This is a genomic window from Methyloceanibacter sp. wino2, assembly GCF_003071365.1.
In the GTDB taxonomy this organism is placed as follows: Bacteria; Pseudomonadota; Alphaproteobacteria; order Rhizobiales; family Methyloligellaceae; genus Methyloceanibacter.
In genome coordinates, this window is record NZ_CP028960.1 from 2,355,849 (window position 1) to 2,374,317 (window position 18,469).

The 18,469-nt window shown below is 62.7% G+C and carries 20 protein-coding genes and 1 pseudogene; 5 read left to right on the top strand and 16 right to left on the bottom strand.

The features are described 5' to 3' along the window. The first annotated feature begins 218 nt into the window (after positions 1–218). On the top strand, positions 219–1,496 hold the full coding sequence (locus tag DCY11_RS11050) for an SH3 domain-containing protein (RefSeq protein ID WP_159079966.1): 1,278 nt from the start codon (positions 219–221) through the stop codon (positions 1,494–1,496). Position 1,497: 1 nt separating this feature from the next. On the opposite strand, the gene DCY11_RS11055 is transcribed toward DCY11_RS11050, so the two are convergent. The 9 genes and pseudogenes from DCY11_RS11055 to DCY11_RS16085 all read right to left on the bottom strand — a co-directional run bounded on the left by DCY11_RS11055 (position 1,498) and on the right by DCY11_RS16085 (position 9,829). Beyond that, complete coding sequence (locus DCY11_RS11055) at positions 1,498–2,100, bottom strand: cupin domain-containing protein (protein ID WP_208430451.1); 603 nt, start codon at positions 2,098–2,100, stop codon at positions 1,498–1,500. Then, a pseudogene (locus tag DCY11_RS15580) lies at positions 2,070–2,648 on the bottom strand (glutaminyl-peptide cyclotransferase); the annotation flags it as partial. The pseudogene DCY11_RS15580 and the gene DCY11_RS11055, both read right to left, overlap by 31 nt. A gap of 229 nt (positions 2,649–2,877) precedes the next feature. Then, positions 2,878–3,276, bottom strand: coding sequence for a TfoX/Sxy family protein (locus tag DCY11_RS11070; RefSeq protein ID WP_108682930.1), 399 nt, complete (start codon positions 3,274–3,276; stop codon positions 2,878–2,880). Between the two features lie 18 nt (positions 3,277–3,294). Beyond that, positions 3,295–5,220 (bottom strand): radical SAM protein, encoded by a 1,926-nt coding sequence (locus DCY11_RS11075; RefSeq protein WP_108682931.1) that lies wholly within the window; start codon positions 5,218–5,220, stop codon positions 3,295–3,297. Between the two features lie 207 nt (positions 5,221–5,427). After that, positions 5,428–5,850, bottom strand: coding sequence for a DUF1622 domain-containing protein (locus DCY11_RS11080; RefSeq protein WP_208430452.1), 423 nt, complete (start codon positions 5,848–5,850; stop codon positions 5,428–5,430). A gap of 58 nt (positions 5,851–5,908) precedes the next feature. Beyond that, positions 5,909–6,298: a tautomerase family protein gene (locus DCY11_RS11085; protein WP_108682932.1), complete on the bottom strand. Its 390-nt coding sequence runs from the start codon at positions 6,296–6,298 to the stop codon at positions 5,909–5,911. Positions 6,299–6,302: 4 nt separating this feature from the next. Then, complete coding sequence (locus tag DCY11_RS11090; protein WP_108683803.1) at positions 6,303–7,928, bottom strand: acyl-CoA synthetase; 1,626 nt, start codon at positions 7,926–7,928, stop codon at positions 6,303–6,305. 392 nt (positions 7,929–8,320) lie between these two features. Then, positions 8,321–9,217 (bottom strand): DUF1013 domain-containing protein, encoded by an 897-nt coding sequence (locus DCY11_RS11095; RefSeq protein WP_108682933.1) that lies wholly within the window; start codon positions 9,215–9,217, stop codon positions 8,321–8,323. 213 nt (positions 9,218–9,430) lie between these two features. Then, positions 9,431–9,829, bottom strand: a complete 399-nt coding sequence (locus tag DCY11_RS16085) for a collagen-like protein (RefSeq protein ID WP_108682934.1) — start codon at positions 9,827–9,829, stop codon at positions 9,431–9,433. 210 nt (positions 9,830–10,039) lie between these two features. Here DCY11_RS16085 and DCY11_RS11105 point away from each other — a divergent pair, with 210 nt between their 5' ends. Continuing rightward, positions 10,040–10,609: a hypothetical protein gene (locus DCY11_RS11105; RefSeq protein WP_159079967.1), complete on the top strand. Its 570-nt coding sequence runs from the start codon at positions 10,040–10,042 to the stop codon at positions 10,607–10,609. Between the two features lie 32 nt (positions 10,610–10,641). After that, positions 10,642–11,136 (top strand): hypothetical protein, encoded by a 495-nt coding sequence (locus DCY11_RS11110; protein ID WP_108682936.1) that lies wholly within the window; start codon positions 10,642–10,644, stop codon positions 11,134–11,136. Here DCY11_RS11110 and DCY11_RS11115 read toward each other — a convergent pair. Beyond that, positions 11,133–12,128, bottom strand: coding sequence for an NAD(P)H-quinone oxidoreductase (locus DCY11_RS11115; protein WP_245409349.1), 996 nt, complete (start codon positions 12,126–12,128; stop codon positions 11,133–11,135). The two genes, DCY11_RS11110 and DCY11_RS11115, sit on opposite strands and share 4 nt — an antisense overlap. Before the next feature lie 114 nt (positions 12,129–12,242). Here DCY11_RS11115 and DCY11_RS11120 point away from each other — a divergent pair, with 114 nt between their 5' ends. After that, a complete protein-coding gene (locus DCY11_RS11120; RefSeq protein ID WP_108682937.1) occupies positions 12,243–12,431 on the top strand; it encodes a DUF1192 domain-containing protein in 189 nt (62 codons plus the stop codon). 289 nt (positions 12,432–12,720) lie between these two features. Continuing rightward, positions 12,721–13,251, top strand: a complete 531-nt coding sequence (locus DCY11_RS11125; protein WP_108682938.1) for a DUF1465 family protein — start codon at positions 12,721–12,723, stop codon at positions 13,249–13,251. A 53-nt stretch (positions 13,252–13,304) separates the two neighbouring features. On the opposite strand, the gene DCY11_RS11130 is transcribed toward DCY11_RS11125, so the two are convergent. From DCY11_RS11130 to DCY11_RS11155, 6 genes are all read right to left on the bottom strand, one after another. Then, positions 13,305–14,828, bottom strand: a complete 1,524-nt coding sequence (locus DCY11_RS11130) for an inorganic phosphate transporter (RefSeq protein WP_108682939.1) — start codon at positions 14,826–14,828, stop codon at positions 13,305–13,307. Positions 14,829–15,077: 249 nt separating this feature from the next. Continuing rightward, positions 15,078–16,178 (bottom strand): UDP-3-O-(3-hydroxymyristoyl)glucosamine N-acyltransferase, encoded by a 1,101-nt coding sequence (gene lpxD / locus DCY11_RS11135; protein WP_371515005.1) that lies wholly within the window; start codon positions 16,176–16,178, stop codon positions 15,078–15,080. 77 nt (positions 16,179–16,255) lie between these two features. Beyond that, positions 16,256–16,426 (bottom strand): hypothetical protein, encoded by a 171-nt coding sequence (locus DCY11_RS15705; protein WP_174202149.1) that lies wholly within the window; start codon positions 16,424–16,426, stop codon positions 16,256–16,258. Positions 16,427–16,808: 382 nt separating this feature from the next. Then, positions 16,809–17,018 (bottom strand): cold-shock protein, encoded by a 210-nt coding sequence (locus DCY11_RS11145; RefSeq protein WP_108682942.1) that lies wholly within the window; start codon positions 17,016–17,018, stop codon positions 16,809–16,811. Positions 17,019–17,293: 275 nt separating this feature from the next. Beyond that, the gene (locus DCY11_RS11150; RefSeq protein ID WP_108682943.1) at positions 17,294–17,959 is read right to left on the bottom strand and encodes a potassium channel family protein; all 666 of its coding nucleotides are present in this window, start codon (positions 17,957–17,959) and stop codon (positions 17,294–17,296) included. 177 nt (positions 17,960–18,136) lie between these two features. Further along, positions 18,137–18,451 carry a hypothetical protein gene (locus tag DCY11_RS11155; RefSeq protein WP_108682944.1) on the bottom strand — a complete coding sequence of 105 codons (315 nt, stop codon included), beginning with the start codon at positions 18,449–18,451 and terminating at the stop codon, positions 18,137–18,139. Positions 18,452–18,469 lie beyond the last annotated feature (18 nt).

An 18,469-nucleotide genomic window follows, 5' to 3' on the forward strand; every position in this document is an offset into this window, starting at 1 on the left:
CATGGATCGTGTGAGCGTGAGGGGCGTTGGAACGGGCATGGACGTCATCGCAAATAAGACTATAGCGCCGGCGGGTGTGTTTTCGATGCAAGAACCGCTCGGACACCATCCAGAAGTAGGTGCTGCGGCTCCGTGCCGCTTCACGGAATTTTAGGGTTAACGAAGGCAGAATACTGGCCTAAGACACGCAATTGCCGCCTTTTCTCAGCCAAATGCGGTTGAAGAGGGGAGTTACGACCATCAAGAAGCTACTGTTCTTCACGGCTAGCATGAGCATCATCGCGCTGGGCGCGGTTTGGATGATGCTGTTCAACGAGCCGATCGCCGACACGATGACGAAGGCGCCCCCGCCCAAGAAGCGGGCGCTGGCCTATGAGCAGGCGCTCGCGGCCAAGATCGAAGAGGAGGCCGAGGCCTCCAAGACCAAGTCGCAGCCCAAGGCCAAAGACGCAGCCAAGTCCGACGGGGGCGCCGAGAAGGCGGCTGCGCCCAAGGACACGGGCGGAAATGCGCCGGCGCAGCCGGCGCCTGACCAGCAGGCCGCGGCCGTGCCGCAGCCGGGTCAGGACCAGCAGGCGCCGCAGCAATTGCCCTGGCTGAACGAGCAAGGCGAGAGCGTCGTCGAGGCACCGGGACCCGGAGCCGGGCCCAACGGTCCGCCGCAGGATTTCTTCAACGCGCCGCAACAAGATCCCAATGCTCAGGGCCAGGCTTACGGCCAGAACCAGCCTTATGGTCAGAGCGAGCCCTACGGGCAGCAACAGCAGCCCTATGGTCAGGGGCAGCCCTATGACCGGACCGCGTCGGTCAATCCGAATATGAATGGCGGGCAAGACCCGTACGGATCCGGCGGCTACGGCGGCCAGCAGCAGGCTTATCCGGCCTATCCGGGGCAGGCTCAGCCGGGCGCCCAAGGCCAGTATCCCCAGGCCCAATATCCTCAGGGCCAGTATCCGCAACAGGGTCAGCCTCCGCAGGGTCAGTACCCGCAGCAACAGGGACAGTACCCGCAAGGACAGTACCCTCAAGGTCAGATCCCGCCGGGGCAGTACCAGCAGGGCCAGTATCCTCAAGGTCAGTATCCCCAAGGCCAGTCTGCTCAGGGTCAGTATCCTCAAGGCCAGAACCCGCAACAGGGTCAGCAGCCCGGCTATGGCGCGGACCCCTACGCTCAGCCGCAAGAGGAGTGGGCGAAGATCATCGTGTCCGGTTCGGGCATGCGCCTGACGGCGTCCGAGGACTCGCCCGTGCTGTTCGCTTTTCCCTATGGGCGTGACTTGAAGGTTGTTTCCCGCAACGGGGAATGGGTCGAGGTGACCGATCCCAACAGCAACGCCAAGGGCTGGATCCAGGCCTACGCGCTGGGCCCGTCTGCCGGTCCGCAGCAATATGGTCAGGCGGGCGGCTACTACGAGGAGCAACCGCAGCAACAGACGCGCCGTCCCCTCGGCCGCGGCGGCTTTGCGGACATCATCAACCGCGCCTTCGGCAACTGATCTAGGCTTCGCGCTTCACGCCGAGTGAGACGGTCAGCAACCGGCATGGGGATTCATGCGGGTTGCGCCATGCGTGGCGCTGCCCGTTCAGCACCACGGCGTCGCCGGTGCCAACCGCGACGGGTTCGCCCCCATCGAGGGTGAGCAGGCAGGCCCCTTCCGTCACATAGATCAGATCGATCGTGTCGGTCCGGTGCATGCCGGGTTTCTGCGGGTCCATGGTTTGGATGAGGCCGGGCAGCCGGGCTTCAGTCTCTCTCAATGCCTGCTTCATGTCCTGTGGCGGCGCTGCGTTCTCATTTTCCGGCGGTAGCTCGATGAGCTCGAAGCGGAAGCCGCCCGCAGGCGGAAACCAGGTGCGGAAGGGCGGCTCGCCTCCGTTGTTGGGCAGCGCGGGGAGCACATCCGCGCCCCACAAGCTGAAAAACTTCGCGCCCGGCATCAGCGGCGTCTCGATCGCGGCAACATCGCCGTCGCTCGCGACCACGGGGCTTCCGTCGTTCCCGTCTCCCGTCACGATGCGCCTGACCGATGCAGGCGATTGCGGGGCGGCATTTTTCGGATCGGCCATGGTCAGCGTGCCGGTTTGCGCTTGATGTGCCACAGGCTCGGCCAGGTCTTGCCGGTTATGGCCAGGTTGCCCCGCTCCTTGTCGTACGCGATGCCATTCAGAACGTACGGATAGGTGAGCCTCTGCGGGTCGGGATCGAGCCCGTTGCAGTCGAGCCATCCCGTCACCTTGCCGGTCTTCGCCGAGAAGCGAACGATATAGTTCGTCTTCCAGACATTGGCGTAGATCTCACCGTCGACATATTCGATCTCGTTCAGAAAGCCGACTTCGCTGAAGCCATCGGTGACGACGATGTAGCGTTCGACGGCGAGCGTCTTGGGATGCACGAACAGTACGGCCGCCGATCCGTTGCTCATGATGAGACTGCTGCCGTCGGTCGTCAGCCCCCAGCCCTGGCACGGGTAGCGAAACGTCCCGGTGAATTCCAGCGTGTCGTCATCATGGATGAAGCCGAGCGTCGATAGATAGGTGAGGCGGTAGATCCGGTCCTCGAAGGCGACGGCGCCCTCGCCGAAATAGCGCTTGTCGAGCTGGCTTTCGCACAGGCACTCGCGGCTCCGGCGATCGAACTTCTTTATCTTCGAGCGGCCGAACTCTCCTGTGGCTTCGTAGAGAAAGCCCTTATGAAAAAAGAGGCCCTCGTGTAGTCGTCCGTACCGTGCGGATGGGTCTCGACGATCTCATAGGTTTCAACGGGCACAGCCGTTTGATCGTAGACGCGCGCGTGGCTTACGTCGGGCGCTTGGCCACTGGGCAGTGCGGCCAGGGATTTCTCGATCGCTGCCGCGCTGTCGAGGGTCTCTACGTGTGTCATGACGTTCGAACTTTCGCTGCTTTTCGCGACGGTTTCTTGCCCGTCGCCTTCTTGCGTGCCGGCTTCTTCGCCGCGCAGGCAATCGAAAAGGCCGCGCGGGCCCACGTGGTGAGTTCGTCCGGGTCTTCCAGCAGGCGCGGCGGCACCTCCCAATAGGACATGGAGATCGGTTTTCCGCCCTTGGCCGTGTAGGTGAAGGCTTGCATGCCCTCGGCCTCGAAGGCGGGCGCGGTCGTGCCGTCGGCTTTCAGATAGAGCGTGTCGTCGGCGATGAGCCCGAACATCACGTTGTCCGCATACACGCCGGCCCCGCCGAACATGCGGCGAATGGCGACGGGTCCGAAGCCCGCCAGCTGATCCTTGAGAAATTCCTGGAAGCCTTCGGACGCGCTCATCCGATCATCCGGCGTTCTTTAGGCCGCCGGCGCTTTCTCGCCTGCGGAGCTGCTCTCATTGGCTGCGTCCGGCGCGGTGAAGGTCTTGCTCGGCTTCATGGTCAGTTTCGGCTGACCCTTGCCGTTGCTCTTCGCGGCGCCGTTGGCCTTGGCGGCGCCGTTGGCCTGAATGGTGGCCTTGTTCGCAACGCGCAACTCACGCTGCACGGCGACCCGGGCGGCCTCGTTCTGATTGTAGAGGCCCATATGCTCGGAATCTTCCTCGGCCACCGCGGTCAGCGCCTGGTCCTTGTAGTCGGCGGCATGCGGGTCCGCCTCGATCATCTTGACGATGCGCTTAAGCTCCCACCAGCTCCTGCCGAGCAGGGTGGCTTTGCGCGCGATCTCCGCGGCGTATTTGGCGTAGAACGTGATCGGGTTCTCGATGGGCAGGCCCGAGCGCCGGTCCTTGCGGTGCTTGATGCGGAAGATGCCCCATTGCAGCGGGTGCAGCCCCTCGACCGGCACGGCGTTCTTGAACCAGAACAGCACGGGCATCAGCGAACGGATATTGACCCCGCTGGCATAGGCGCGGCGCAGGACCGTCTCCAGGTGTTCCCGGGTGTAGAAGATCTTCCAGGCCGACTGATAGGCGCCCTGCCACTCGTCCTTGGTCATCTTCTCGTGGCCCGTGACCACGTGCTCCAGCTCGTACTTGTTCATGTCGGGGTCCATCCAGACCCCCTTCTTCGAGAGCACTTGGTGATCCTCGGAGCCGGGCAGCGGCGTGAGGATGAAGAACTCGAGCATGTCGAGCGGTAGCTCTCTCTTGATGATCTCGAGGTCCTGCTCGATGGATTCAGGCGTGTCGTTCGGGAAGCCGAGAATGTAGCCGGCGAACGTCATGATGCCGACGGCCTTCCATTCGAGCAGCATCTTCCGGTACTCGGTGATCTTGTTCTGGCGTTTCTTAGCCGCGATCAAGTTCGCCGGATTGATGTTCTCAAGCCCGAGGAAGACGCGGGTGACGCCGGCGCGCTTCGACTTCTCGATGAAGTTCGGGATCTTGTGGCACAGCGTGTCGACCTGGATCATGAAGCGGACGTCCAGGCCATCTTCTTCGCGCAGCTTGATGATGCGATCGTAGATCGCTTCCCAATCCTTGTTCCGCGCGAAATTGTCGTCGGTGATAAAGAAGCGGTTCACGCCCTGCTCGTAGTTGGAGCGCAGGATCTTCTCGATGGAGTCGGGCGTGCGGTAACGCGACTTGCGGCCCTGTACGTTGATGATCGTGCAGAACGAGCACTGGAACGGGCAGCCGCGCCCGGCATCGAAGCTGGTGACGTTGCCGACGGTCCGATCGACGAAGTCTCTCGGCAGGAAGGGCGGCGCCGGCACATCGGCGAGGCAGGGCAGCTCCTCAGTCATGTGGTTGTAAATGGGCTGCATGTTATGCGCGGCCGCGTCACGGATCACCGTGTCCATGTGCTCTTCGGCCTCGCCGGCGAAGATGGAGACGCCGAGTTCCTGGGCGGCTTTGATGTCGTCGGGCAACTCGGGAAGCATGGAAAGGCAGCCCGAAACATGGAAGCCGCCAATCATGACTTGAATGCCTTCGGCCAGGAACGGCCGGGCGATGTCGACAGCGCGCGGAAATTCGTTCGACTGGACGCCGACGATACCCACAAGGCCTTGGCCGCCATTGTCCTTGATCAGCTTGATGAGTTCGTCGAACCGGACGCGCTTGTTGGTCTCGTCGATCGCGGTGACGTCAATGGGGAGATGGGGGCCGAGCACACCGCGTTCGGCGGCGTCGACCGCCAGGCCGTAAACGGCGGCGAGCGAGTTCGACGGCATGGTGGATTTCACCCACTGCACGACGTAACCCTGCGCGTCGTAGTGGGACGGCTTGATCAGGATGAATTGGAAACGCCGGCCGTTGTTCGTCCGTGTTGACTCTGTCATCCCTCAATCCCGTGAAGCACCGTCCCCGCGCGGTGGGGGAGCTCAAGTCTTTGCGAAACGTCAGAAATTAGCGACCTGGCCCTGGACCGCATCTATCCCCCAATTCCGCCCGAAATTTGGCCAATCGGGCAGCCGCACCCGCAATCATCGTGCGGTGCGATAAAATCCCTGCCACTCAAACATAAATTGGCCCGGTGGTCCAACGGATTAGGGGGAAGAGGTACCAGAAGTCTGATTCTGAGGCGAATTGCCTTCCGGGTCCTGTTCCAGCTTGGTGAAGGCGGCGATATCCTTGGCCAGGAAGTAGTTCAGCATGGTCCGGACCACGGCGATCACCGCGAGCTTCCAAATATCGTCCCAGGTGGGGGCGACGGCCGTGCGGACGATGTCCGCGGCAAGGGCGAATTCAAGCGCCAGCAGGATCCAAGTGGCAAATTTCAGCCAGATTTCCCGGCCGCGAAGGCTATCCGCCGTGCCGGAGACGATCGCCCTGAACAGGCCGATGACCGCTTGCGCCGATCCGAATGCCACGACGAACACCGCGCCGAACTCGACGCCGAGCGCCACATAGTTCGCGATTACGTTGAAGCTTTCCTCGAGCGGAATGATGGCGCCCTCCCGGTCCGTCACGGGCGAAGACTAAGCCGATTCGGGGGGCGTCTTATAGCGCGGGGAGCAACGAGGGAGACTAAAGCTCTCCAGTCAGGAACTGGGCGCGTCCAAGCCCGAACGACCAGTCGTCGTCCGTGTTCTCGACGATCGAGACCATGACGTCGGAGGGAGCGATGCCGCAGGCACGTTCCAGCTCCTCGCACAGGAGCCGGTAGAAGTCTTCCTTCTTCTCGCGAGTCCGGGGCCGCGAGATGACCTGCACCACCACCACCTTGTCGGTGCGCTCGATATCGAGGCCCGTGTCCTCGACGATCATGCGGCCGCGCTTGTGCTCCTGGACGATCTGATAGCGGTCGCGCTCCGGCACCTTGAAGGCGGCCAGCATGGCGCGATGCGCCGCGTCGAGCAGCGTCTGGATTTCGTCGTCGGTGCGGCCTTCGATGAGGTCAAATCGGAGTAGGGGCATTAGGTCAAACGTCCTTCGCGAGTTCGCGCAGCTTGAATTTCTGGATCTTGCCGGTGGAGGTCTTGGGCAGGTCCACGAAGACGACGTAGCGCGGGCATTTGAAGTGGGCCAGATGCTCGCGGCACCAGTCGACGATGTCCTTGGCTTCCGCCTTCGAGCCCTCGCGGAGCTCCACGAAGGCGCAGGGCGTCTCGCCCCATTTCGGGTCGGGCTTGGCCACCACGGCGGCGCTTGCCACGTCCGGGTGCTTGTAGAGCGTGTCCTCGACCTCGATGGACGAGATGTTCTCGCCGCCCGAGATGATGATGTCCTTGGAGCGGTCCTTCAGCTGGATGTATCCGTCCGGGTGCATCACGCCGAGGTCGCCGGAATGGAACCAGCCGCCGGCGAAGGCCTCCTTGGTGGCCTGCTCGTTCTTGAGGTAGCCCTTCATGACGATATTGCCGCGGAACATGACCTCGCCGATGGTCTCGGCGTCCGCCGGCGTCTTCTCCATCGTGTCCGGGTCCATGACCGTGAGATCCTCGAGCGTGTGATACCGCACGCCCTGGCGGATGCGCTTCTTGGAGCGGTCGTCGAAGGACAGGTCATCCCAGGCCAGGCGCCAGGCATTGAGCGTGGCCGGACCGTAGGTCTCCGTCAGACCGTAGAGATGGGTGAGAGCGAAGCCCGCCTCTTCCATGGCGGCCATGACGGCGGCCGGCGGCGGTGCGGCGGCGTGGTTGAACGCGACCTGGTGGTCGAAGTCGCGTCTCTCTTCGTCGGTCGCATTCAGCAGCACTGACATGACAAAGGGCGCACCCGACAGATGGGTGACCTTGTGGTCGGCGATGGCGTCGTACATGGGCTTGGCGCGGACCGCGCGCAGGCACACATGGGTGCCCGCCACCATGCTGAGCGACCAGGGGAAGCACCAGCCGTTGCAATGGAACATCGGCAGGGTCCACAGATAGACCGGGTGCTGACCCATGCCCGTGGCGATGGTGTTGCCGTAGCACATCATGGCCGCGCCGCGATGATGATAGACGACGCCTTTCGGGTTGCCGGTGGTGCCGCTCGTGTAGTTCAGCGAGATGGCGTTCCACTCGTCCGACGGCATGGCCCAAGCGTAGTGAGCATCGCCCTCCGAGACGAAGTCCTCGTAGTCGAGATCGCCGAGCCGCGTTCCCGGTTCGCCGAGTTCCTTGTCCTCGTAGTCGATCAGGAGCGGCTTCACCTTTGCGAGGCTGAGGGCCTCCTTCATCACGTCCCCAAACTCCGTGTCGCAGATGACGACCTTGGCCTCGGCGTGATCGAGCATGAAGGCGATGTTGGCCGCATCCAGCCGTGTGTTGACGGAGTGTAGGACCGCGCCCGTCATCGGCACACCGTAATGCGCTTCGAGCATCGAGGGCGTATTGGACAGCATCACCGAAACGGTGTCGCCGACGCCGATGCCGCGTGTTGCGAGGACAGAGGCGAGCTGGCGCGCGCGGGCATAAAAGGTCTCGTAGGAGATGTGCGCGTCGCCATGAATGATGGCGGTATGGTCAGGATAAACGGCGGCGGCCCGCTCCAGGAATACGAGCGGCGTCAGCGGCTGATAGTTCGCGGGCGTCTTGCCGAGCCCGGCGTCATACGGATTTGTCATGGTCATCGTGGATTGGGTGCGTTTGGTTGCCGCACCCTAGCCACGGGGGACCGGATGAATCAATTCTTCTTATGGGCGGCCGGGCAAAAAAATGCGCTCCGTGGACGGCGAGGTCCACGCGGTGCAGCCCGGTAGCCTCAGCGCTAGCTGGAGCGATGCGAGTAGTAGGCCAGCGTGATCCCGAATGCGCAGAACGCAACGATGATCAGGGCCAGAACGCCCATTTCGGTCGGGCTCATGACAACCTCCCTTTCATCAAGAGCGACGAAGGGCATGCTCGCGTCAGAGTGGTATCGCGGCCTTGAGGGAGATCAAGCCTGGATCGGGAGCGCGCAGACGGTCAGACGGCGGACGGGCTTGTGCGTTCGCGCCGCCCGCCCGGATCATTGCAATCAGCCGTCGGACGAGTCCTTGTCTTCGGTGCCCTCAGCTTCCGGGGTCTCACCCTCGGTGCTCTCGGCTTCCGTGCTTTCGGTTTCGGTGCTCTCGCCCTCGACCTTCAGGTCCTTGAGCTTGGCGAAGACCGATTCCGCGTCCGGCGTCTCCTCGACCTGCTCGGGTGCCGCCATGGCGTCGCGGGCCTCTTGTGCCAGCGAAGAGGCCATGTCGTCCTCCGACGGCTGCGGCGGAGCGAACGGGTTGGGGCCCTCGCTTCCGCCGGTCTCGGCGCCTTGGGTGTCCGTCAGGCCGATCGTCTCCTCGGTCGGGATTAGGGAGCCGGCCTTCTCGGGCGCCTTTCCGGCCTTCTTCTGCTCGCGCTCAAGCCGCGCCGCGGCCCGCTTCACGGCGGCGTCGAGATCGATCTGCGAGCACAGGCCCAGCGTGACCGGGTCCTGCGCCACGAGGTTCGGCGAATTCCAGTGGGTCCGTTCCTTGATGGCCTGGATCGTCGGCTTCGTGGTGCCTACGAGACGCATGATCTGGCTGTCCTTCAACTCCGGGTGGCTTTTCAGGAGCCACAGAATGGCGTTGGGCCGATCCTGACGGCGCGACACCGGCGTGTAGCGGGGTCCGCGCTTCGTCTTGACTTCGGGCACCTCGACTTTGGGCTCCAAGAGCTTCAGGCGATGCTTGGGATCCTCCTCGGCGATGTGGATCTCTTCGCGGGAGAGCTGGCTGGACGAGATCGGGTCCATGCCCTTGATGCCCTGCGCCACGTCGCCGTCGGCGATGCCCTTCACTTCCAGCACGTGCAGCTGGCAGAACTCGGCGATCTGCTCGAAGGTCAGCGACGTGTTGTCGACAAGCCAGACGGCCGTCGCCTTCGGCATCAATGGGGTGCGGTTCATAGTGACATTCAAACCTTGCTTAAAGGGGTTTCGTCGCGTCCCTCGCGTTTTTCAGCGAAGGAGCCAAACGTCCCAATGTGAGGGGAATGCACTCTATATAGGCGCACGGGCCCAAATAGGCAATCGGTTCCAAACGACAGCGCGCGGGCGCCCCGGAGGCCGGAGCGCGCGGAATTTCGGGTTCGTGTCCGCTAGCTTGCGTTTACGGCGTGCTCACTTCGCGAGGCAAGACACGGCCGCGCTTCCACCGGCAGCGGTGCTGCACCAGGCCTGGCTCGACCCGCTGACCAGCGCCGCGCTCGGCTCGCTGCCGCCCTGGCACCAAGCCGCGATGAGGACTTCTTCGGCGCCGCATTTGGCGAATTGGCCTGGGCCGTCGGCCACGACCACGCGAATGTTGGCTTCCCCGGCGTCGCCCTTAGGCCCTGGCTCACCCTTTGGACCCGCCGGTCCCGGCTCGCCCTTCGCGCCCGGCTCGCCCTTCGGTCCGGCAGCGCCTTGTTCGCCTTGCGGTCCTGCAGGACCCGCTTCGCCCTTTGGGCCTTCCTTGCCGTCGCAGCCAAACAGCAGCAATGCAGCGGCACAGACAAAGACAGTCGTAATTCTTGGCATACGTTCCCCCCACGGTATGGTGTGCCAACACAGACAGCCTGATCACTGGGCTAATCTGCTGGCGAATTATACTTATGAGTTTATTGGCTGCCGGAACGAAAAGACTTGGTCTCAGCCGATTGTTGCAACCTATAGCACGGCTCTGAGGGGAGTTTCCTGCCAATACTTACTAGGAAATATTTACGAGCCGTCCTGGAAGACTAAGCCTTTTTGCCTTTGAATACTGTGCACCCCATCGCGGACGGCGCGCCGATTGCGGGACTTGAATCGGGCGCGCTGGTCACGACCTGCTGTGTTGTGCTGGATGAACCAATCAGACCTGCCGCGCGAGGCGGCGCATTCGCGGACCGTGCCCCCTGGTGGGGCGGCGATCTTCAGACGCTGCGCAACATTGTCATGCGGCGCATGGAGCCCCTCCCGGGCCGTGCATCGTCCCTCGAATTCGACACGGCGGACGGAAGCGGTGACCGGCTCAAGGGCAAGCTTTCCGAGCCCGAGGCGCCGGACGCGCAAAGTCCACTCGTCGTGCTCATCCACGGTCTCACGGGGTGCGAAGACAGCGACTACATGCGGGCCTCCGCGCGGTTCCATCTGACCCGCGGGCGCATCGTTCTGCGGCTCAACCTGCGCGGGGCCGGCCCCGGACAGGCGATCTCCAATAACTTCTACCATGCGGGTTGCGCGCCGGACGTTCAGAGCGTGCTCGAGGGGCTCGATCCGTCACTGACCGGAAACGGCGTTGTCCTGATCGGCTATTCGCTCGGGGGAACGTCCTGCTGAACTGGCTCGGGCGCGGGGACGGCCCGCCCTTCGTGATCGGTGCCGCCACCGTTTCGGCGCCCATCGAGCCGGCGCAAGCCTGCGAACGGATCCTGCAGCCCCGCAACGCGCTCTATCATCACTTCCTGATTCAGCGGATGAAGCGCGATGTGCTGGCCTCGTGCGCGCTATCGCCCGAAGAACGCCGAACCATCGCGGAGACCCATACGGTCTTCGAATTCGACGACCGCTGGGTGGCGCCCCGCAACGGGTTCGCGGGCGCGGAGGATTACTATACGCGCACGGCCGGCGCGCAGTTCGTACCAGCGATCACCATTCCGACGCTGATGATCCACGCGGCGAACGATCCGTGGATCCCGTCCGAGCCCTATGTCCGTGCTGGGGAACACGGCAATGCGAATGTCGATATTGTTCTCGCCCGGAGCGGCGGGCATCTCGGCTTTCACGAGAGCGGCGAACGCGAGCCCTGGCACGACCGCATGATCGATGCGTTCATTCGCGACCTTGGCACGGGGTCCGGCCGCTAGGCAGTGATCATGACGATCTTGCCCACGTGGGATGGGTCGTCGATGCGCTTGTGGGCGCCCACCGCCTCGGACAAGTGAAACACGGTGTCGATCACCGGCTTGTATTTGCCTTCGGCGATCAAGGGCCAGATCTTCTCTTCAATCACTTGCGCCATCTTTGCCTTGGCCGCATCGCTCTGCGCCCGCAAGGTCGAGCCGGTCAATGTCAGCCGGCGCATCATCAGCCGCATGAGATCCACTTCGACCTTCGATCCCTTCAGGAAGGCGATCTGCACGATGTGACCTTCGAGAGCGGCGGCGTAGATGTTCTTCTCGACATAGTCACCGCCGACCATGTCGAGGATCACGTCGGCGCCATGCTTGTTCGTGACCTCTTTGATGACGTCGACGAAGTTTTCCTTGCGATAGTTGATGGCGCGCACGGCGCCCAGCTCTTCGCAGGCCTTGGCCTTGGCATCGTCACCCACCGTGACGATCACCTTAGCGCCGAACGCCGTTGCGAGCTGGATGGCCGTGGTGCCGATGCCGCTTGCCCCGCCATGGACCAGCAGCCAGTCGCCTTCTTTGAGGCAGCCCCGTTCGAACACGTTGTGCCAGACCGTGAAGATGGTCTCGGGCAGCGCGGCCGTCTCCACGGTGCTGAGGCCGTGCGGAGCGGGCAGGGTGGTCGCTTCCGGCGCGATGGCGTATTCCGCATAACCCCCGCCATTGACCAGCGCGCAGACGAAATCGCCGGGCTTGAAGCGGGTTACGTTCTCGCCGATGGCGACGACCGGCCCCGAGACTTCGAGCCCCAAGAGATCGGAGGCGCCTTTGGGCGCGGGATAGAGACCTTGGCGCTGCAGGACGTCCGGCCGGTTGATGCCGGCGGCCGCAACAGCGATGAGAACTTCGTCCGCGGCAGGCTTCGGCACGGGCCGCGTTCCCGGCGTCAATTGTTCCGGGCCGCCCGGCTCGCGGACTTCGATCACGGTCATGGTCTCTGGCAGCATTCTCGTCCCCATTCTGCGTTGCTTCTTCACTCTTAGAGAAGACGGCTGCGCGATGCTAGGATGAGCGCTGTCGCATAAGTGGGATGACCGGCGCGAGATGCGGAGATTTCGACCATGGACCTCAACGACCTCACACCGAAAAAGCCGAAGGGCCACGAGATCGGCCAGGACCTGTCCACACTGTCCGAGGGCGAATTGCTGGCGCTGATCGAAACGCTGCAAGGCGAGATCGCGCGCGTCGAGGCCGTGCTCGGCGAGAAGCAATCCTCGCGCAGCGCCGCGGAGGCCGCGTTCAAGAGCTAGGCCGGCCCGGACAGAGTTTCTTTAGGTAAAGAGGGCCTTAGTCTTAACCGGTTGTTAGGGACTCACCCGTAAAGTCATCGTTATCCAGTCCTCTGGATCTGAGTGGCCTGTTCCACTCTGTTTGACGCCTCCCTGTTAACTTCCTGAGCCGCCGTTTCGGCGGCTCCTTTTTTTTGCCCTCCGATCGCCACAGCTTGCGTTTTAACCTTTCTTACCGGAAGGTAACGACAGCGCTGGCCCATGGCCTAGTATGCCCCGCAATAAGAGGGGCGATGGAGTACCGGGGGACATGGCGGGGAAGACCGAAAATACGAGCTATGGTGACGGCGTAACCGTCTCATTTGGCGCGAAATTCGCGCGTTCCGACCAATTCAAAACGGTCTTTCGGGAGGGCATGGCGCTGGTCGAGGCGGCCGCGGCCTATCTCGACGGCGACGGCCGCAAAGAGGCGCGCCAGCTTAAGCCGCCGCACTCCTTAGCCTATGCCACGGAGAGCATGCGTCTCACCACGCGGCTGATGCAGCTCGCGTCCTGGCTCCTGATCCGCCGGGCCGTGACCGAGGGCGAGTTGACCCCCGAGCAGGCGCTCGAGGAACAGCGCAAAATTAAGCTCCCCGTGGAAGATTCAAAGCCCATGCGCGACCTCGAAGCGCTGCCGCAGCGGCTGCGCGGCCTCATCGAAGAGAGCGTGAAGCTGCAGGAACAGGTGGTCCGGCTCGACCAGATGATGGATTTCAAGGAGCCGGACGCCGATGCCCATCATCCAGTCGGCGCGCATTTCTCGCGGCTCCAGGCCGCTTTCGGCCGGGACGGCGAATAGGGCCGTCGCCAACACCTATCAAGTGTCTCCTTGCCTCTAGGCGCGTCCGTCGCCTAGCGCAGCCAATCGGCGCAGAGGAAGGTTACGGCGGCAAGTGCCGCCGCCGACGGAACGGTAATGACCCAGGCGGCGACGATGCCAAAGAAGTGGGACCGCCGCACGAGCTTTCGGTGCTTCAATTCATCCGGCAGCAAGGCGCGGCTCCGGCCCTTGGCATGCCTTCGATGCGTCCTGACATAGTTCCGCCGCCGCCGGCTGCGCGCGGTGTACTGCTCGCGAAAGAACCCGACGCCGAAGACCGCACCGACAACGATGTGCGTGGTCGAGACCGGCAGGCCGAGTTGCGAGGCGACCAGCACCGTGAGGGCCGCCGAGAGCGCGACGCAGAACGCGCGCATCGGGTTCATCTTGGTGATCTGATCGCCCACAATGCGGACGATGCGGGGGCCGAACAGGAACAGGCCGAGACTGATGCCGGCGCCGCCGATCACCATGACCCATATGGGGACGCCGACGGCGCTCACCAGCGTTCCCGTTGTGGCGCTGCTGACAATCGCCGCCAAGGGGCCGACCGCGTTGGCGACGTCGTTGGAGCCGTGTGCGAATGACAGAAGCGCCGCGGAGCAGATCAGCGGCAGGTGAAAGAGTTTCCGCAGGCTCTGGTTGCGGTTCTCCATGCCCTCCGACTGTCTGCGGACCCAGGGCCTGGCCGCGAGATAGGCCGCAGCGTAGATGAGGATCGCGATTGCCGTGATCGCCGGCAGGCCCGGTTTCCAGACGTGCTTCAGACCCTTGACGACCAGATAGGCCCCAAACACCGCTGACATGATCCCGACCAGGACCGGCACCCATCGCCGCGCAGCAGTGATTTTGTCCTCTTGGTAGATCAAATTGATTTTGATGAAGGCGAGGAACGCAGCGGCGATCACGCCGCCGATCAAGGGCGACGTGAGCCAGCTCAGGGCGATGGACCCCATCACGAACCAGTCGACCGCCTCGGCGCCCACGGCTGCCAACCCCGCGCCGAGCACACCGCCGACGATCGAGTGCGTCGTCGATACCGGCGCGCCGAGATAGGTGGCGAGGTGGACCCATAGGGCCGACGCCAACAGGGCGGACATCATGATCCAGACGAAGACTTCGCCGCTCGGAACGAGATTCGGGTCGATGATGCCTTTGGAAATGGTCTGGACAACGCTGCCGCCGGCGATCATGGCGCCCGCAAATTCGAAGATCGCAGCGATGACAAGCGCTCCGGTCATCGTGAGCGCGCGTGCCCCCACTGCCGGGCCGACATTGTTGGCGACATCGTTGGCGCCAATCGTCAGCGCCATATAACCACCGATGATGGCGGCGGCGATAATCAGTAGGCTGCTATGCGCCGCCCCGGCCTGGAAACTGGCAAAAATGCCAGCAATACCGAGAAAAAGGACAGCAATTCCAACGGAAGGCCACGCGCGGGATACCGCGCGGGTCGCTTCTTCCAATTGCTCGATTTTCTGGAGGTCTTTGTCGAGAGACGGCTTCTTGGTGCTGCCCAAGCCAACCGCTGATTCATCGCCGTTCTGCACTGGCATAAGGTGCGTGCCCCCCGCTGTCCTAAGCGAGGTCATATGAAGTTTCGGCCGGACTCACAAGCTTATGACAGTGACATGACACGGATCGGCTCTGCCGAGGATGCCAGCTTGAGTTGTCAGGGGGAGAGGGTGCTTGCTGCCGACCCAACCTTTTGGGACCGTGCGCTTGGAGACGTCGCGGCGGATCTGTGAGATTTTGGCCGGACGGGCACCTGCAAAACCTAACCCACCTGTGAGCGCGCTCGCACTCTAAAGGTGGCTCGATCCGTCGAACTGTTGGCGCTTCTTTCCCAGCCGTCTCACGGCGGCAATCTCGCGTGCCCATTCGTTGAACGGACGGGCCGGCGTTCCACCCATCCGGGCCCCACTCGGAACATCGTCCTTCACATGGGCCATGCCGGCAATCAGCGCGCCATCGCCGATCCTCACGTGTTCGACCACGCCGGACTGGGCTCCCAGGATCACGAAGTCGCCCAGTTGGGCCGATCCCGCAATTCCCGTTTGGGAGATGATGATGCAGTGGCGGCCTATCACCACGTTGTGGGCGATCTGAACGAGGTTATCGATCTTGGTTCCTTCACCGATCTTCGTGTCCGTGAGGAAGCCCCGGTCGACCGTCGAGTTGGCGCCAAGGTCGACGCCATCTCCAATGACGACCCGTCCAATTTGCGGGATCTTGAAATGCCCTTCCGCGCTCATGACGTAGCCGAAACCGTCCTGCCCGACGCGAGAACCGGCATGAAGCGTGACTCTATTGCCTACCAAGGCATGTGTTACGGACGCACCGGGGCCCACAAAGCAGTCGGCTCCAATGAACACGCGGTAGCCAACCACGGCCCCCGCTGCAATCGTGGTGCCGGCGCCGATCTTCGCCTCGCGCCCGACAACGGCGCCGGGCCCGATCGTGACACCTTCGCCAATCTTGGCGGTCGGGTGCACCAGCGGGCCGCCGATGGTCGCGTGCGGCGAGTGCTCCTCGGGGTGGACCGAAGAGGGATAGAGAAGCCCTATCGCCATGGCAAAGGCGCGATGGGGAGCGTCGGTGATGATCGGGACGACATCTGCGGGAACGAGGCTGACGTCGGAGGGTTTGATGAGACAGGCCCGCGCCTTGGTGGCGAAGAGATCCTTGGCGTATTTGGGTCCAGTACAAAATGTGAGATGCGTGGCGGACGCGTCGTTCAAGGCGCGCAAGTCATCGACTTCAGCTAGGCCATCGTCGGCACTATTCAACTCAGCGCCGACCGCGTCGGCAACGCATCTGAGTGAGACGGGGTTCCCGCGGTCAAAAAAGCCAGGGTGTTCCACGGTTCCTCCAAGACTGGAATCGAAACTGCAACGGCCATTCACGGACTGTGCTGCCAGGGCGAAAGGAAGCGTTGGGCGCCTTTCAGGCTGGGACAAACGCGATGGCCTGCCGTTTCGGGTTAGGCTTCACCTGCATCTGTAGAGGTAGGGGCATCCGGATCGGTCTCACCGACACGCTCCGCTTGGCGCTTGGCCGTCTCTTCCTCAAGCCGCTTGAGCTTTTCCTGCTTCTTCCGAGTCTTCGCCCGCTCTCGCTCGGCTTTCTGAAAATTGTAGTTCGGTTTAGCCATCTGCACCTCGGCGTCTTTATTGAATGTCGATCACGTTTGCTTCGATCGGCGCGGTCTGGGGCGCTTGGCCGGTTCAGGCTTGAGAGCCGCCTCTTCCTTCTCGGAGGCTTCCTTAGCTAGTCGAAGTTCGCGTAGGCGGGCGGTCTTATTGGCGGTCGCTTCGCGTTCCCGTTCTTGATCGCGCATCAAGTTTTCATGGCGCTGTTGGCTTTGGCTGCGAACGAACTCGGCACTACGCTTGGCAGCTGTCATGCGCGTGGTCAGTGAGGTTCTCATATCGGACCTTTGTGTCGGTTCGGAGTCCAATGGACAGGTTCGGGCAAAGCTAACGAGCCGCCCCGAAGGGACGGCTCTAATTCACTGAGGCGTCAGTCCGGAAAGACTACGCGGCCTCAATGGTGCTCACAGCGGTCTTGCCGCTGCGGCGATCGATCTCGGTGTCGAACTTGACGCTCTGACCTTCGGCCAGGTGCGTGATGCCGGCGCGCTCCAGAGCAGTGGCGTGTACGAACACGTCATTGCCGCCATCGGCGGGCGCGATAAAGCCGAAGCCACGAGTGGCGTTGTAAAACTTAACGGTTCCCGTATTCATCGGGGTTCCTTTCGTCCAAATGTATGCAGTCGTGCCTGAAGACGCGCGATGGCGCGTCTCGAAGCGAGATTGTCGATGTTTGGGAGGGTCTGAAACGTGCGCTTGAGCGCTACGGCCAATTGTCCGGCCAAATGTCGATCGCTCTATATAGGCGCATTTGGCGAAAACCACAAGATGTCGTGCGCATGGCTGCCTCCCGCGACGGCTGCGTCACGCAGACACAGACCTGTAAGCATGCGCGGATTCCGGTTTCGTCTAGGCGCAGTAACGCCTGTTCAGCGTCCGTCTTCGCCACGAATCCTGGCGGCAACCTCGATCGCGACGAGCCGGGCGATCATGACGGCGACATAGAGCGTCCCGCAGGCTGCTTCCAATCCCGCCAGCGGCCGGGCAGGGCCCGATGCGGCAACGATGTCCCCATATCCCACGGTGGTCAGGGTCACGAGGCTGAAGTAGATCAGCGCGTCGCCCAAGTGCGCGCGATCGGTGTTGGCTGGAAGCCCTGCGAACGACCCAGGCTGGATGTGTTCGATGATGCCGTAGAGATACGCGAACGCGACGGCGAGGAGCAGATACGCAACAACGGCGCCCATGATCGTGTTGGCGTCGACGTCGCGCCGCCGGGCCAACTCGCCGAAGATCAGCGCGATGCTGAGCGCGAACCAGGCCAGGGTGACCGTGGCCGAGGTCACTTGCAGCCACTGGGTCCCTGCCAGAAGGGCTCCCCAGCGCGTGATGAGAGCGGCCAGCGTCAAGCAGAGATAGACCCACCGCGTGCTGTCTCCCCGTGCCAACCAATAGGCGCCGGCAATGAAGACGACATTGAAAAGGAGTTCGATGGCGTAGTGCGTGGCGGGACTCGTGGCGATCGGCGCGACGACGATCAAAAGGCACAGAACAAGTAGAAGCACGCCGAAGTTCGGCACTCTCTTCACGCGCATCGGAGGCCTCCTCTCATTGTGAGGGCGGCGATGAGCCGCCGAGTCGAATCATCCTTCGGTGGGATCATGGCAAGCATAGTCGTTGGCGTTGCCACCAACAAAAAAGCCGGCTCCTTATGAGCCGGCCTTCTTGCGTGGGAGTTGTCCCGAATTCTACGCGATGAAGTCTTCGCGCCCTCAAAGAAACTTTTCGAGGTCGCAGATGGCGCTCAGGAGACGGTCGTGGTTCTGACCGGACGCCGTGTGGGTATGGCCCATCTTCTTGTGCTGCCCTTCCGAGGGTGTCGGCGCGTGTGCGTCGCCGTGCTCGATGGTCTCTTCGTGGCGGACGATTTCCGCACGGTGCGCGGCGATTTCGGCTTCATGGGTGAAGATGTGAGCCTCCACGCGCTTGAGAATTGCCAGCGCACGCATGTGGTCCGCCGACCATTTCAGATGGTCCTGCTCGTAGCGCAGATGGTCCTTGTGCGCTTCGACATTGGTCTCGGTCATGACATTGTTCCTCCTGAT

Bases quoted from the DNA above. Each gene is read 5' to 3' on its own strand.
- DCY11_RS11155 (WP_108682944.1), bottom strand. From the start codon at position 18,451: ATGACCGAGACCAATGTCGAAGCGCACAAGGACCATCTGCGCTACGAG.
- DCY11_RS15705 (WP_174202149.1), bottom strand. From the start codon at position 16,426: ATGGCTAAACCGAACTACAATTTTCAGAAAGCCGAGCGAGAGCGGGCG.
- DCY11_RS11070 (WP_108682930.1), bottom strand. From the start codon at position 3,276: ATGAGCGCGTCCGAAGGCTTCCAGGAATTTCTCAAGGATCAGCTGGCG.
- DCY11_RS11095 (WP_108682933.1), bottom strand. From the start codon at position 9,217: ATGAACCGCACCCCATTGATGCCGAAGGCGACGGCCGTCTGGCTTGTC.
- DCY11_RS11090 (WP_108683803.1), bottom strand. From the start codon at position 7,928: ATGACAAATCCGTATGACGCCGGGCTCGGCAAGACGCCCGCGAACTAT.
- DCY11_RS16085 (WP_108682934.1), bottom strand. From the start codon at position 9,829: ATGCCAAGAATTACGACTGTCTTTGTCTGTGCCGCTGCATTGCTGCTG.
- DCY11_RS11150 (WP_108682943.1), bottom strand. From the start codon at position 17,959: ATGCGCGTGAAGAGAGTGCCGAACTTCGGCGTGCTTCTACTTGTTCTG.
- DCY11_RS11125 (WP_108682938.1), top strand. From the start codon at position 12,721: ATGGCGGGGAAGACCGAAAATACGAGCTATGGTGACGGCGTAACCGTC.
- DCY11_RS11075 (WP_108682931.1), bottom strand. From the start codon at position 5,220: ATGACAGAGTCAACACGGACGAACAACGGCCGGCGTTTCCAATTCATC.
- DCY11_RS11130 (WP_108682939.1), bottom strand. From the start codon at position 14,828: ATGCCAGTGCAGAACGGCGATGAATCAGCGGTTGGCTTGGGCAGCACC.
- DCY11_RS11145 (WP_108682942.1), bottom strand. From the start codon at position 17,018: ATGAATACGGGAACCGTTAAGTTTTACAACGCCACTCGTGGCTTCGGC.
- DCY11_RS11120 (WP_108682937.1), top strand. From the start codon at position 12,243: ATGGACCTCAACGACCTCACACCGAAAAAGCCGAAGGGCCACGAGATC.
- DCY11_RS11115 (WP_245409349.1), bottom strand. From the start codon at position 12,128: ATGCTGCCAGAGACCATGACCGTGATCGAAGTCCGCGAGCCGGGCGGC.
- DCY11_RS11085 (WP_108682932.1), bottom strand. From the start codon at position 6,298: ATGCCCCTACTCCGATTTGACCTCATCGAAGGCCGCACCGACGACGAA.